This is a genomic window from Acinetobacter sp. CIP 101966 (genome assembly GCF_000369725.1).
GTDB lineage: Bacteria > Pseudomonadota > Gammaproteobacteria > Pseudomonadales > Moraxellaceae > Acinetobacter > Acinetobacter lwoffii_Q.
The window spans coordinates 93,666-108,511 of record NZ_KB850159.1 but is presented as its reverse complement, the minus strand read 5'-3'; the positions used below and the strand labels follow the sequence as shown (position 1 = coordinate 108,511).

At 37.9% G+C, this 14,846-nt stretch carries 12 protein-coding genes, 1 tRNA gene, 1 pseudogene and 2 other annotated features; of the genes and pseudogenes, 12 read left to right on the top strand and 2 right to left on the bottom strand.

Going from position 1 to position 14,846, the window contains the following annotated elements:
- Positions 1 to 357 precede the first annotated feature (357 nt).
- From F891_RS03340 to F891_RS03280, 12 genes are all read left to right on the top strand, one after another.
- A complete protein-coding gene (locus F891_RS03340) occupies positions 358 to 1,320 on the top strand; it encodes an AAA family ATPase (RefSeq protein ID WP_005262121.1) in 963 nt (320 codons plus the stop codon).
- A gap of 12 nt (positions 1,321 to 1,332) precedes the next feature.
- Complete coding sequence (locus tag F891_RS03335; RefSeq protein WP_005262120.1) at positions 1,333 to 2,238, top strand: DUF58 domain-containing protein; 906 nt, start codon at positions 1,333 to 1,335, stop codon at positions 2,236 to 2,238.
- 13 nt (positions 2,239 to 2,251) lie between these two features.
- Positions 2,252 to 4,246: a transglutaminase TgpA family protein gene (locus tag F891_RS03330; RefSeq protein WP_005262119.1), complete on the top strand. Its 1,995-nt coding sequence runs from the start codon at positions 2,252 to 2,254 to the stop codon at positions 4,244 to 4,246.
- A 47-nt stretch (positions 4,247 to 4,293) separates the two neighbouring features.
- Positions 4,294 to 4,370 (top strand) — tRNA-Val (locus tag F891_RS03325).
- 181 nt (positions 4,371 to 4,551) lie between these two features.
- Positions 4,552 to 5,454, top strand: a complete 903-nt coding sequence (locus F891_RS03320; protein ID WP_005262118.1) for a tyrosine-type recombinase/integrase — start codon at positions 4,552 to 4,554, stop codon at positions 5,452 to 5,454.
- Positions 5,455 to 5,555: 101 nt separating this feature from the next.
- Positions 5,556 to 6,524 carry an IS30 family transposase gene (locus F891_RS03315; protein ID WP_081398964.1) on the top strand — a complete coding sequence of 323 codons (969 nt, stop codon included), beginning with the start codon at positions 5,556 to 5,558 and terminating at the stop codon, positions 6,522 to 6,524.
- 11 nt (positions 6,525 to 6,535) lie between these two features.
- Entirely contained in the window at positions 6,536 to 7,786 is a 1,251-nt protein-coding gene (locus tag F891_RS03310; protein ID WP_005262117.1) for a hypothetical protein, read from the top strand.
- On the top strand, positions 7,783 to 8,865 hold the full coding sequence (locus F891_RS03305; protein WP_005262116.1) for a hypothetical protein: 1,083 nt from the start codon (positions 7,783 to 7,785) through the stop codon (positions 8,863 to 8,865). The genes F891_RS03310 and F891_RS03305 overlap by 4 nt, the downstream gene beginning before the upstream one ends.
- Before the next feature lie 47 nt (positions 8,866 to 8,912).
- A protein-coding gene (locus F891_RS03295) for an IS3 family transposase (protein WP_148335363.1) occupies positions 8,913 to 10,132 on the top strand; the annotation gives its coding sequence in 2 pieces (ribosomal slippage) (positions 8,913 to 9,189 and positions 9,189 to 10,132; 1,221 coding nt in all).
- Positions 9,188 to 9,304: a sequence feature (AL1L pseudoknot), on the top strand. It overlaps the preceding gene by 117 nt.
- Positions 10,133 to 10,348: 216 nt before the next feature.
- Positions 10,349 to 10,762, top strand: coding sequence for a hypothetical protein (locus tag F891_RS03290; RefSeq protein WP_228129143.1), 414 nt, complete (start codon positions 10,349 to 10,351; stop codon positions 10,760 to 10,762).
- Positions 10,763 to 11,073: 311 nt separating this feature from the next.
- Positions 11,074 to 11,757 carry a metallophosphoesterase gene (locus tag F891_RS03285; protein WP_005262112.1) on the top strand — a complete coding sequence of 228 codons (684 nt, stop codon included), beginning with the start codon at positions 11,074 to 11,076 and terminating at the stop codon, positions 11,755 to 11,757.
- A 300-nt stretch (positions 11,758 to 12,057) separates the two neighbouring features.
- A complete protein-coding gene (locus F891_RS03280; RefSeq protein WP_228129142.1) occupies positions 12,058 to 12,474 on the top strand; it encodes a hypothetical protein in 417 nt (138 codons plus the stop codon).
- Positions 12,475 to 13,104: 630 nt separating this feature from the next.
- Here the strand turns inward: F891_RS03280 and F891_RS03275 are convergent.
- Positions 13,105 to 13,539 (bottom strand): annotated as a pseudogene (locus tag F891_RS03275) (GGDEF domain-containing protein); the annotation flags it as partial.
- Between the two features lie 40 nt (positions 13,540 to 13,579).
- Positions 13,580 to 14,799, bottom strand: a protein-coding gene (locus F891_RS03270) for an IS3 family transposase (RefSeq protein ID WP_121980446.1) whose coding sequence is annotated in 2 segments (ribosomal slippage) — positions 13,580 to 14,523 and positions 14,523 to 14,799 — 1,221 coding nt in all. Because the reading frame shifts where the segments join, the coding sequence is not laid out codon by codon here.
- Positions 14,408 to 14,524 (bottom strand) — a sequence feature (AL1L pseudoknot). (Overlaps the previous gene by 117 nt.)
- Positions 14,800 to 14,846 lie beyond the last annotated feature (47 nt).

Here is a 14,846-nt window from a genome sequence, read left to right as displayed (position 1 = left end):
TCTAAAAGAATAGGCCATCTAATAACCCTGATTGCATGAGTTGAGCTATTTCCAAAAAAAATTATAAAAATCGAAAAAATGATCTGGGTTTATATACCTTTTAAGTATGAATTTTTATTTATAAGTCTTTTCAAGAGACGGCAAAGTCCTATAAGTATTTTGATATTTGATTCAAAAACATCTTTTTCTGTAGCGGTCATTTTTATTTTCTAGATCTCATTTCTGTGTGTTCTATCTATTCCGGTATTTTCTAGTGAGTGTATTTATTCAGTTACACAGACAGATGATTGATCTTTTGGGAAAATTTAAATTTCAGTGTATGTTAATCTTAGGCCATGTTTTATTAAGGAAATTATTGTGATCTGGGGCATGAAACAAAAGGAAAATAACGACATTGCACACATCAATACTGTGCTTGAACAAAAAATTGCAAGTTATGCACCCAAGATCCAGCGTTTTTTTGAAGAAGTTAATGCCATTGTGTTGGATAAGCAGGCCCAGACCACACTGGCACTCTGTTGTTTGATTGCAGGCGGACATGTCTTATTTGAAGATTTACCCGGATTGGGTAAAACTACATTAGCCAGCAGTCTGGCACATCTGGCTGGGTTAAAGTTCCAGCGGATCCAATTTACCAATGACATGCTGGCCAGTGATGTCATCGGTATTAACATGTTTAACCAGAAAGAACATCAGTTCGAGTTTAAACAAGGCCCGATTTTTACTCAGATTTTACTGGCAGATGAAATCAACCGTTGTAGTCCCAAAACCCAAAGTGCCTTACTCGAAGCCATGGAAGAAGGCTATGCCACCATTGATGGCGTACGCTATGCCTTACCGAAACCTTTCTGGGTGATTGCGACACAAAACCCGCTATTCCAAAGTGGTACTTACGCTTTGCCGGAATCCCAGCTAGACCGTTTCCTGATGCGTTTATCTTTGGGGTATCCATCACGCCATGCAGAAAAACTGTTATTACAGCAGGAATCCCGTTTTGCCCTGATTGCAAGTCTGGCGCATATTTTTACCGAAGATGAAATTCTGGATCTGCAAAGTCTGACGCATCAGATATTTATCAGTGAAGCGATTCAGGAATATTTGCTTGATCTGGCAGAAGAAACCCGTAAAAGCCGTCATGGACTTTCTACGCGTGGCCTTCTGGCCTTGAAGCGCGCAGCACAAGCGTATGCTTTGATTCAGCAACGTGCTTTTGTCACACCAGATGATGTGCAGGCTGTATTTGTCGCGGTGACTTCGCATCGTCTGGGGTTGAGTGAAGCTGAAACTTTTAATGTCATACAACAGGTTGCGGTCAGCTAAAGGAGTCCTCTCTTGGATAAAACCTGGCAAAAATGGCTGGCCAAACGCTTTCAATTTTCACAGCAGAAACAGCTCTCGCAGAAAGATGTCTTGGTATTTATTTATCAACAGGGCTATCTGTATCTGGTCTTGATCTTCATCACCTTTGTGGCTGGGGTGAACTATGCCAATAACCTGATTTTAGGTTTCTGCTTTTTAATCAGTGCGGTGCTGTGTATCAGTTTTTATCTGACTTTTAAGCAATTGCATGACCTGAAAATTGAGTTGATCGCAGATGATGTGGGGCAGGTCGGTCATAGCCTGAATCTGCATCTTTATTTTCAACAACAGCAACTTCGCCCCCGTTATTTGTATATCAAAGCAGGGAATCAGCTAGCGAAAGTTTATCTGAATGCAGCAAAGCAGCAATTTATTCTGCCATTTTATGCAGAGCAACGTGGCAAGTTTGATTACCCGGTGATTCAGATTTATTCGGTTTATCCCTTTGGTTTAGTTCGAGCCTGGACCTATCTTTATCATCAGCATTCGGCTTGGATCGCGCCTAAAGCTGAGGTTTTTAGCACAGAAAATAAATATCATTTCAACCGTTTTGAACCGGATATGGATGAGTTTCGTGAATTGCGCAATTACCAGTCAGGCGATTCCTTGCAGGCGGTGTCCTGGAAGCAGTTTGCGCGTGGACAAGGCTTGTATATCAAAGTCTTTGAGCAATATCAGGATGAACACAGTATCGAGATTCATTATGCACATATGCCGAGTCAGTCACATGAAGAAAAACTTGAATTTGTGATGGGTCTGGTCGAGCAATGCGAACAGCAGCAATGTGCGTATAGTCTGCATTTGCCACAGGCCGAATTGCCTCAGGGCGCAGGTGAAGAACAACTGCGGAAAGCCAAACAATTGTTGGCGCAGGCCTAAGGCGGGTAAATTCATGATCAATGCAAAAATCCGGACCTCGATTGTGCTGACTTTGGGCCTGATTCTCATCGCTCAGATGGCATTTATTCCAGTTCTACTCAGTATTATTTTTGCGATTAGTATTGTGTGTATCTGGATTTTTCTGAAACGTCAGCAGCCATTTCCAAAAACGGGCACTTTTCTGCTGACGGCGTTGGCACTCGGCAGTATTTATTTGAGCCATCATAGTTTTATCGGTGTTGAGGCTGGGGTAGCAGTTTTATCTACTTTTTTATTTGCTAAATCACTGGAAAGTAAAAATAAACGTGACCTGATTATTCTGTTTAATTTTGCCCTGTTTGTTGCTGCCAGCTCATTCCTATATAGCCAATCTTTTGGGATGGCGATCGTGATTGTGCTGTGTTTAATCAGCTGTCTGATTGGCCTGTACCGGATTCAAACCAGTGAGTTTGAACAGGAGCAGATCACTCAGCGCGCAGCATTGCAACAGGATGCCAAGCATGTGGGCAAGTTTATCTTGTACGCCGTTCCATTTTTCATTTTGCTATTTATTTTCTTTCCGCGCTTGCCGCCACTTTGGCATATTCCCATTCCTGAAAATAAAGGCGTGACCGGCATTGGCGACAGTATGTCACCTGGGGATATTGCCGAATTATCCCAATCTAGTTCACTGGCTTTCCGGATTATTGGTGATGTCAGCAAGCTTCCGCCGCGCTCAGAACTCTATTGGCGAGCCTTGGTGCTAGATGAATATGACGGGCAACGCTGGACCAGCAGTTTCGTCAATCAGCAGCCTTTAATGCGACAACCGATGGATACCTCACCCGTACCTACAGGCTGGAACTACCAATATCTGGCTGCGGATCCTTCGGTGTTCTGGATCATGGGGTTGGAAAAATCGATACCTGTGGAACGCCGTTATTATAACCGTCAGGATTGGAGCATTGTACCGAGACGGCTCACGCAACGTGTTGAACCGATTTCGTTACAGTGGGTCGGGACAGCATATGATCCTCAGGCTTTGCCAACGCAATATATCGAGCGAACGAATACTCAGGTGCAGCGCCGACTTGACCCGCGAGCGCAACAATTAGCACAACGTCTCTATACGCAAAGTGCAGAAGATCCTCGGCGTTATGTACAGAAAGTCTTGAACTGGTATCAGCAGAATAATTTTGTTTATACCTTAAAGCCGGGCCAATTAGGACAAAACCGGATTGATGAGTTCCTGTTTAATTCCCGGCAAGGCTTTTGTGAACACTATGCCTCGAGTTTCGTGATGTTGATGCGTTATGTCGGGATTCCTGCACGGGTGGTCACCGGCTATCAGGGGGGGGAGTTGGCACCAGATCGCATGAGCTGGGAAGTCCGGCAGCTCGATGCGCACGCCTGGACAGAAGTCTGGATTGACCAGAAATGGCAACGCTTTGATCCAACCGCAATGATCACTCCACAGCGTATAGATGATGGTATGCAAAATCTGCTTTCTCAGGATGCATGGGTATCGGCAAATCAGTCGATCTGGAACTCGCAGCATAATCTATGGATCACCAAACTACGTGTTTGGAGCGATTATGCCAGCTACCAATGGCAAAGTAAGGTGGTGGGTTATAATGCAGAATCACAACAGAGCTGGTTATCAAAATTAGGACTCGGTTCAGTTTATTCGAGTGTCATAATTTTACTGGGCAGTATTGCACTATTGATTTTGGCCTATATCTTCAGAATTTATCTAAAAGCCCGACAGGCGCAATCTCCATTTGATCGTGCGATTCAACAGCTGAATCAATCTCTAACTGATCATCTCAAAAAACAGCCTGCAGAAACTTTTCATCACTGGATGCAGCGTTTATCTCAACAGGTTCAGATTGAAAACCAGACTGCCTTTATTCAAGCTATACAGGTTTTTGAAAAAAATCTTTATTCGGGAACCCCAATAACTGAACAAGAATTGAAAAAATTCAAGGATTTGCTTAAAACTTGCGCGGACGTTTTAAAAACTAAATGAAAAGGCTTGTTTTCGGTCGGAAAAATTTATAATATGCCAAGCATTCTAGGTGTATAGCTCAGTTGGTTAGAGCGCTACGTTGACATCGTAGAGGTCAGCAGTTCGAGTCTGCTTATACCTACCAAGATTCGATTATAGATGTATTTATATGTACATATATAGTCACTAAAAGCCCCTAAATTCAATAATTTAGGGGCTTTTTTTATGTTCTATGCATTTATATGGATCTGTATAGTACAGCCCTATTTGTATCACCACGTGTATCACTGTTTAATAATCTAACTCGGTGATACAAGGTGTAATACATGTTACGGAAAGATATAAAGAAAAGACCGCTTAGTGAAAAAACCTTAGCATCCTTAGAATCTGAAGAAAAAGACTATCGTGAACTGGACGGTGCGGGCTTATATTTTTTAGTCAAAAAATCAGGTGTTAAAAATTGGCAGTATCGTTACAAGAATTCTGAAGGTAAATGGGCTTGGATGGGCTTAGGTGCTTATCCTCAAGTGAGTGCTCAACTTGCTCGTCAAAAAGCACGAGAATTTACTTCAACTCTTTCTAAAGGTGAAAGTCTGAAGTCGAAGAAAGTACTGCTCGAGGAACGAAAAGAGCTTGAAAGCTTTTACTTTGAAAACCTAATGAGAGAGTGGCTGGACACTAAATCAAGTAAGTGGGGTGAGGCAACATACACGAAAGCTCAAAAATCTATTGAGAAGCACATTATTCCAGTGTTTGGTCAAGGTAATTACAAAGAGATTACACCAAAAGAGTGGTTTGATTTTTTCCAAGGACTACAACGTACTTTAGGTATTCATACTCAGATTGAGAAATTGGTTTCATACGTACGTGGTTGCTATGACTGGGCAAAGTTTAAAGGCAAGATAAATTCAAATCCAATAGCAGGCATGAGCAAACATCTAGATGCCTACGAGTCAGGGAACATGAATTTCGTGACTGTTGATGAATTACCAGCTTTACTTAAGAAAATTCGTAATAATAAAAAGCGCGCCATCGGCATTGGTCTTGAGTTGCTTATTATACTATTCCCACGTCCAGGTGAGTTAAGGATGGCAAAGTGGGAGCAATTCGATTTTAAAAAAGCCTTATGGACCAAACCTGCAGAAATGACCAAAACACGTCAGGAACATCAAGTTCCACTATCTAAGCAAGTAGTTACATTACTCACAGAGTTAAGATCGGCAGAGTAAAACTTGAAGTGCGACATAAACCACCTAATTAATTTAAAGGGTTTATGGAGTATATAAAATTGTCATACCATCATCTTAACTTTGAAGATCGTACTGCATTAATGCTTGAGTCAAGAAAAGAAGGCTTTTCAGCCAGAAAATTTGCTGAACTCATTAAAAGACATCCTAGTACGATCTATCGTGAGCTTAAAAGAAATAGCATCAATGACGTTTATCAAGCTCAATATGCTTCTGATAACACCTTCGCTAGACGTAGACGTGGTCACAGAAAACTCAAAATCGATTCAATCCTCTGGAAATTTATTGTTGAAGCGATCCGTTGTTTATGGTCTCCTCAGCAAATAGCAAAGCGTTTAAAGACATTTCCTGATTTGGATCAAACAATGAATGTAAGCCATACAACGATTTATTCAACGATACGAGCATTACCAAAGGGTGAGTTGAAAAAAGACTTATTATCCTGTCTGCGTCATGAAAATAAAAAGCGAAAAGCTAACGGTGAACCTAAAAAAGATTCTATATTACAGGATATTAAAACTATTCATGAGCGCCCAGCCGAAGTTCAAGAAAGAAAAATACCGGGTCATTGGGAAGCTGATTTAATTAAAGGTAAAGACAATAAAAGTTCGATAGCAACACTTATTGAACGAAATACACGGCTCTGTATCTTGGCAACATTACCTGATGCAAAGGCAGAATCAGTGCGCAAGGCTTTAACTGAAGCTCTGAAATATTTACCTGCAGAACTGCGTAAAACGTTGACCTATGACCGTGGACGCGAGATGGCAGAACATAAAATACTTGAAGAAGATTTAGGCATAGATGTATATTTCTGTGACCCACATTCACCCTGGCAAAAAGGCACATGCGAAAATATGAATGGTTTAATTAGGCAATATTTACCTAAAGGGATTGATTTAAATCAGGCAGATCAGCATTATTTAAATCAAGTTGCCATGTCACTGAATACTCGTCCTAGAAAAGCGTTAGATTGGCTTACACCATTAGAGAAATTTGCTCAGCTTGTTGATTATCATAAGACTTTTCAAACTGTCGCACCTCATGTTTGAATTCGCCCTTTATGTTGAATTACTTTGATCTCGAGGAAAAAAATATAGATTCATTATTAAATGCTGTTGGATGCTTAGAATATTCTTCACCTACTGATGCGCATCAAATATTAGATAAAATAAATGATTTAATAGACAAAAATCAGTTAAATAGCACTCAATTTTCCAAAATTATAGAAATTATTACTTCCATTTTTTTGCAACACAACACTCTAGAAAATCATGTCATTCCTATAATAGAGCTAATTCTTAGTAAGGTTAGTCCTATTGATATTGCAGAAAAAGTTGCCAATTTATTATTTATTGAAGGAACTAGAGTATCAAAAAGCTTAAAACAATATTTTTATCAAATTATCATCAATGCAGAAAATATTTCTCATCAAATCTGCGATAATCTAGGATTGACTGTGTCAAATCAAAACACTGACGAAGATCTTAGAGAGTTAATAGGGGTTATTGAACAACTCTTACTTAAACACGAAAATATTTCCATAAGAGATTTTCATACTTATGACATTTGTGAAAATTCAGAACTACTGAATAAAATAGTTACACGATGGTTTCTCTCCAAAAAGCAAAATTTATGGGAATCTGCATCGAATTTAATTACATCTCATCAAATTAAGTCATTGCACGTAGATATTTCATGGGCCGATAATTTCAAAGAAGAAGATTCTATTTTTTTAGTAAAAAAAGTCATTGGATGGGTTCATATATTTGAAGAGCTCATTCTTAACTTCATTATCAACATTATAAATTACATAAAAAAGACAGAAATAGTTCTGCAAATTTTAGATTTAGTTTTTCAACATGTACTTATCAATTATGAACCTCAGCACGTTGCCTTCTTTTTTGACTTAAAGAATTACACTGAGGAAGAAACGAAAAATAAAATTATAAAATTAAAAATCCAACATGAAGCTATTTATAAAGATATAAAACAAGCAAATGATTTAAAAGAGTTAGCATGCCCCTTAGAATACTCCAGACTAATTCAATATCAAAGACATCATGAAAATGAAAAAATTAATAAATCAGCCGATGCCCAGTCAGTATTTGCTGATCTATTTACAAAAAGAATTATGTTATATGGTGAAACTCATATCCACATTGCGAATATTGGAAACAATGAGACAATTCTTCAAGAAAATACACTCAGTTCTTTTTCTTATAAGATGACTTTACCTCTACAACAATTTACTGACCCAATATTATCAGAATATCAAAGACGAATTTTTATGAATGAGGGTATGGAAAAATGAAATTAATATTGAAAGAATATTTAAGATCATTAAAAGAGCGTAATGAATTAGATGCTCTCCTACCTGACCTATTAACAGAAATGGGAATGATTGTAACATCTTTGCCTCAAAGAGGAACACGTCAAAATGGTGTAGACATAATGGCGGTAGGTAAAAATACTAAGCAGGAAGATACGGTCTTTTTATTTTCAGTAAAAGATGGGGACTTAAACCGGACACATTGGAATGGTGAAAGCGACCAAGCTCTAAGACCATCAATTGAAGAAATTATTGATGTATATATACCCAATAGAATTCCTCAAGAACATAAAAATAAAAAGGTTGTGATATGCCTATGCTTTGGGGGAAATATCTTAGAGCAAGTTAGAGAAAATGTTTCAAGCTACACCAGTCAAAAAACAACTGAGCATATCTCATTCGAAGAATGGAATGGAGATAAAATAGCTGAATTAATTATTAAACATTTACTCAAAGAATCTCTTTTACCAGTTGGTTTTCGCGAAGAATTAAGGCGTTCGATTGCAATGATAGAAGAGCCTGAGGCTTCTATTCAATATTTCCACTCTCTGTTACAACTTATTGAAGAATCAGAACTGAGTATTTTACGTAAAATTCGCTTGATAAACCTTAGCTTATGGGTTCTATACTCATGGTCACGAAACTTAGATAATTTAGAAAGTGTCTATCAATGTTCTGAAAAAGCTCTCTTTATATCTTGGTTGATTGTAAAAGATATTTATCCGAATAAAAATAAAGAAGCTAAAGAGGTGAAAATTTCTTTTGAAAATATAGTTAGAGTTTATAGACAAATTACTGAAAATTTTATAGATAAATTTAAGCCTTATTGCGACAAACTATATGCAATATCCGCTAATGCACATTATGGTAGCCATGCAAATACGAATATAAAACTATTTGATATTTTGAGTAGATTTTCCGTTTATGCATATTGGTTATATTCAGATATACAGAATGAGAGTGAAACTGATCTTAAACAGAAATTAACTGACAAGCTTTGTAATCATCTTGATGTATTGCAATCATTAATATTGAATAACTCAATTCTTTTTACACCATGAACCGTACCGGGTTTGTCGGAGAGTCAATATTCTGAGAGACTATCCCGATGACAAAATTAAAATATACCCCTGAAATCAGAGAAAGAGCGGTTCAATTATTGATTGAATCTGAAAAAGATTATCCATCGAATTGGGCTGCGATCACCGCTATTGCTCCCAAGATAGGTTGTACTCCTGAAACACTACGTGTTTGGTATCAAAAATATTTAGATAAACTAAATCCAGTTAAAGTACAGCAGCTTTCAGACCAAGAACGTATCAAACAACTCGAACGCGAAAATAAAGAACTGCAACGCGCCAATGAGATTCTACGTAAAGCAGCCGCTTTTTTCGCCCAGGCGGAGCTCGACCGCCCACACAAATAATGGTGGATTTTATCCATAATAATAAAGAGCTGTACGGAGTCGAGGCGATTTGTAGAATTTTACCGATCGCACCCTCAACCTATTACCGGACTCTAGATCTCTGCGAAAACCCAGAACATCGAGCAAAGCGAGATCTACATGACTTGCATCATGCTGAACAAATTAAACGAATTTGGAAGGAAAGTTCAGGTCGATATGGTGTACGTAAAGTTTGGCAAAAACTGAAACGTGAAGGCTATATTATTGCACGCTGTACAGTTGCTCGATTGATGCAAAAGCTAGGTATACAAGGTGTTTGGCGAGGTAAGAATAAACAAACTACCCATAGCCGAGATGATCAAAAACGAGCAGATGACTTGGTGAAACGCAATTTTAGTGCTGATCACCCTGACCAGCTGTGGGTCGCTGACTTTACGTATATTCAAACAAATTCAGGCTGGGTCTATACCGCCTTTATTATTGATGTGTTCTCGCGAGCAATTGTTGGATGGAAAGTATCAACACGGATGAATACAGACATGGTGCTCGATGCACTGGAGCAAGCATTGCATGATCGAGGCATGCCAAAGAACGTGATTCATCATAGTGACAGAGGTGTGCAATATCTTTCCATTCGTTATACCAATCGTTTAGAAGCAGCAAATTTACGAGCATCAGTCGGTACGACCGGTGATTCATACGATAATGCTTTGGCTGAAACAGTGAATGGCTTATACAAAACAGAGGTGATTGAATATTTAAAAGCAGATTGGCAAGGTTTAGCGGATGTACAACTTGCGACATTAAATTGGGTAGATTGGTTCAATAAAGAGCGTGTACATAGTGCACTAGGTTATGTGCCACCTTTTGATTTTGAAGCAATGTACTATGATAAAATTAATCCGTTAGGTCAGGTGGCCTAACTTAAATAAAAAAGTCTCCGACAAACCCGGTACGGTTCACCACTAAAAGATTCGCAAATTATAGAAATTTCACTATTTATTCTAGCATTTAATCTAAGTAATGAAGAAAATCATATTGATTTTATTAAAATTTATATAAAGAATTTAATAAATGCATTAAAAACATCATATGGTATAAACTATTTATATCCTGTTATATATGAAGATTTTGATAAGTTGTTGAATCATTCATCACAACATGATGACAGTTATTTTAAAGAGGCAACATCTGGTAGCTTAATGCTTCCAACTTTAACTTTAATTTCTGCTATTTTTGAGGATGAATCATCTTTTAAAATAATTCAAGAAATACAAAAGGAAAAGCTTTCTCATTGTAATCTCCAATTTTGGTTTCCAAGAGAAAAATCAGAAAATATCATGTTGAGATCCTCTGCTCGACTGCATGGAGCTTGTTGGTCAAGTGTACCAACTCAAAATACAATTTCTGAATTTCTCAAAGAGGTTCAATTCATGTTGTCTAAAAATGAACATTTGAAAGATTTTTCACTTTTGAGAAACAATTTAGATCCTATATTTTTAGTTGCTTGTAGACATTATCGACAGCCTATTCCTTTGAATTTTTTAATTTAACATTTCGATAGATTATCTTAACCAATGATAATATCTACTGATATTTGTGGAATTATAATTATGAAAGAACACATCAAGTAAATATAGGAAAGCCACCTCGAATGGCTACTTAATCTCTACTTTTAACTTCAGTTATTTATGGGGGGATTAACGGGCGAGAAAGATATTTTCTCGTTAATAAATTCAATAGTCATAAATCAGTAATCTCAAAAATAGAGTACGATTAAACAGTTAAGCTTGCTTTTATTATGTTATCAGGCTTTATTCGTTGGAAGATTGATTTAAAGCCTTCACAGTAAAGGTAATGCACTATGGTGGAAGTTGTTAAAAGTATAGATGGTCAACAATTCTCAGCTATATATGTTGTAGGTGACTTACATGGTTGCCTTAGTTTGTTAATGCAAGAACTCAAGAAAATCAATTTTGACTTTCAAAATGATTTGCTCATTTGTACGGGTGACCTTGTAGATCGAGGGAATGAAAACTTGGAGTGTATTGGGTTACTTGATGAGCCTTGGTTTTCTACAGTACGTGGTAACCATGAAGAGATGTGTATACGAGCGCCAGTTGATCACAAAATAAAAGATATTCATGCGCGAAATGGAGGGCAATGGTTTTATCAACTCAGTTTAACAAGGCAATCTGAGATTAGTACTCGTTTTCAACAATTACCTTTGGTTATAGAAGTTCAATTAAAAAATAAAAAAATTGGCGTGGTACATGCTGATATTGATATACATGATTGGAATGCCTTTAAGAAAGACATTCTGCAAGGTGACTATAAGATTTCAGGAATCACTTCTGCTTATAGTAATGCATTATGGGGGAGAGGACGTATTCGCCAACAATCAGCTCACTATGATAGTGTCGAGAATATTGATGAAATTTATCTAGGTCACACCATTGTGAAAGAGCCAATTAAAGTCGATAATTGTTATTATATAGATGTCGGTTCCTCCTTCACCAAGAAGCTCTGTATTGTAAAAGTTCAATAAAGATATTTGGGAACACCTCATCGTATAGTTCAATAAAAAATTGATTTTCTTGTAGAGGGAAGGGTTATTGAATTTAGTGTCAACACATTTAATTTTTACAAAAAATTACAATAAAAAGCATATATTTTCTTGTATCACCTCGTGTATCACTAAATTTGATTTGTAGAAAAATTTATTTAAAATCATTGGATTAAATGTTGCTACGGTAGAGGATATACCTACCAAGATTCTAAACGTTATGTTATAAGGGTTTTAAGCGAAAACAGTAGCTTAAAGCCCTTTTTTAATGCCTTGAGTAAAGTGAGCCGTTATCCGCACTATCTGCAAAACCCGTATTTTATGCAGTTATTGCCGTTAAATTTACGTCAAGTTTACGTCAAGAATTTTGGAAATTACGTCATGAAATTACCCAAGCCCAGAAAGCGCGGTTCGGCCTACTACATTGAACTAATGATCAATGGAAAACGTTCTTCAGCAACTCATGATACCGCAAAAGAATGTGAGCAAGGGGTAGCTCAAAAGATGCTTGAAGCGAAGGTCAATCAGATGGCGGAAGACTTGAGCATAAAACAGTACTATCCCTTCAAAACACTTTTTCATAAATACTATGATGAGCATGGCCGTAAACTTCGCGGATCCAAATACGTCAAAGAACAATTAGCGCCGTTTGATGAAAAGTTTGGTGTACTGGCAGATATGTCTATTCATGACATTTAGCTTAAATATTTCAGCTCAAAGTGCCGCAAATTAATAAATTGATTGAAGTGCTGCACTTGCGTTGTACTCGGCTGGAATAGGCTGATCAGCCACAGGCAGATTCGCAGTGTAGGTTCAGTCAATTTTTTATCACGCACAGCGCTTGCTTCATGCTAGATGACATCTTCTAGGGTTTGCGCATCGTAAGATGTTGCTGATGCTGATATGCCTTAAAGAAGAAAGGTAAGAGCAGATAGATCTGTATAAATGTTTGGGCCTGCAGCATTTCGGCTTGTATGACTTTTTTACGTTGGTCACTACGGCGCTCGCTGGCGAACTTAAGGTTTTTTGGCATGGACTTTTATTATTTTTATAATCAGTCTTCATGATAAAAGTAAATTGTTGATCCTAACCGTTTGATCAAAAACCTGGGAATAAACTGCAGGATTTTTGTTGGAAAAGTCGCAATTTTGATAGGGCTAAGTGCAGAATTAAAACGGATTAAAGCTCTTAATGATATGAAAAATAATAGTTTTTATTTCAAAAAAATCTCTAGGGTTTTCGGTTATATTGAATTATTTCAATAGTACATCTTCAGATTGTAGATAAGGCCTTACCAGATACAAAGACTGCATCGGGTAAGTAGTTTAATTAATGGCTACTCGATTTGACCATAACTTTATTCTGATACATCTTTGCATCTGCTTCTTTGATAGCTTCAGCTAACCCAAAGGTTGGATTACGCATTGCAAAGCCAATTGCAGCACTAATTCCAACTTTTGTAAAAGTATTTTGAATTCTTGATGCAAGCTTCTTCGCATGCTCTAAGTTAGTTTCAATGGTCATCACAGCAAACTCATCACCCCCTAAGCGAGCGATAATATCATTACTACGTACCGTGTTTTTGAGAGCTAAAGCCATTCTTTGAATGAGCTCATCACCTGCAGCATGACCCAGAGTATCATTTGTGATCTTAAGATCATTAAGGTCTATCATAAGAATAGCAGTAGGGTGACCATAACGCTTACAGCGCTCTTCCTCTTTGATAATAAGCTCATCCCAAGCACGACGATTGAAAAGTCCAGTCTGAACCGTACCGGGTTTGTCGGAGACTTTTTTATTTAAGTTAGGCCACCTGACCTAACGGGTTAATCTTATCATAGTACATTGCTTCAAACTCAAAAGGCGATACATAACCCAGTGCACTGTGTACACGCTTTTTATTGAACCAATCTACCCAGTTTAGTGTCGCAAGTTGTACATCTGCTAAACCTTGCCAATCTGCTTTTAAATATTCAATCACCTCTGTTTTGTATAAGCCATTCACCGTTTCAGCCAGAGCATTATCGTATGAATCACCAGTTGTACCGACTGATGCTCGTAAATTTGCAGCTTCTAAACGATTGGTATAGCGAATAGAAAGATATTGAACACCTCTATCGGAATGATGAATCACATTCTTTGGCATGCCTCGATCGTGCAATGCTTGCTCAAGTGCATCGAGTACCATATCTGTATTCATGCGTGTCGATACCTTCCATCCAACAATTGCTCGTGAGAACACATCAATAATAAAGGCGGTATAGACCCAGCCTGAATGAGTTTGAATATACGTAAAGTCACTGACCCATAATTGGTCAGGTCGATCAGCACTAAAATTACGTTTCACTAAATCATCTGCTCGTTTTTGGTCATCTCGGCTACGGGTGGTTTGTTTGTTCTTACCTCGCCAAACACCTTGTATACCTAGCTTTTTCATTAATCGAGCAACAGTACAGCGTGCAATAATATAGCCTTCACGTTTCAGTTTTTGCCAGACTTTACGTACACCATATCGACCTGAACTTTCCTTCCAAATTCGTTTAATTTGTTCAGCATGATGCTCATCATGTAAATCTCGCTTTGCTCGATGTTCTGGATTTTCGCAGAGATCTAGAGTCCGGTAATAGGTTGAAGCTGCGATCGGTAAAATCCTACAAATCGCATCAACACCATATAAGTCTTTATTGTTATGGATGAAATCCACCATTATTTGTGTGGGCGGTCGAGCTCCGCCTGGGCGAAAAAAGCGGCTGCTTTACGTAGAATTTCATTGGCACGCTTTAATTCTTTAATTTCACGTTCCATTTGCTTCATTTTTTCTTGATCAGATATCTGTTGTACTTTAATAGGATTTTGCTGATCTAAATGCTTTTGATGCCAGGCACGAAGTGTTTCAGGAGTACAACCAATCTTAGGCGCAATTGCTGTGATTGCAGCCCAAGTAGAAGGATAATCTTTTTCAGATTCAATCAATAATTGAACCGCTCTTTCTCTGATTTCAGGGGTATATTTTAATTTTGTCATCGGGATAGTCTCTCAGAATATTGACTCTCCGACAAACCCGGTACGGT

Excerpts from the sequence above, each read along its gene's own strand:
- F891_RS03330 (WP_005262119.1), top strand. The coding sequence starts at position 2,252 with ATGATCAATGCAAAAATCCGGACCTCGATTGTGCTGACTTTGGGCCTG.
- F891_RS03320 (WP_005262118.1), top strand. The coding sequence starts at position 4,552 with ATGTTACGGAAAGATATAAAGAAAAGACCGCTTAGTGAAAAAACCTTA.
- F891_RS03315 (WP_081398964.1), top strand. The coding sequence starts at position 5,556 with ATGCTTGAGTCAAGAAAAGAAGGCTTTTCAGCCAGAAAATTTGCTGAA.
- F891_RS03310 (WP_005262117.1), top strand. The coding sequence starts at position 6,536 with ATGTTGAATTACTTTGATCTCGAGGAAAAAAATATAGATTCATTATTA.
- F891_RS03305 (WP_005262116.1), top strand. The coding sequence starts at position 7,783 with ATGAAATTAATATTGAAAGAATATTTAAGATCATTAAAAGAGCGTAAT.
- F891_RS03285 (WP_005262112.1), top strand. The coding sequence starts at position 11,074 with ATGGTGGAAGTTGTTAAAAGTATAGATGGTCAACAATTCTCAGCTATA.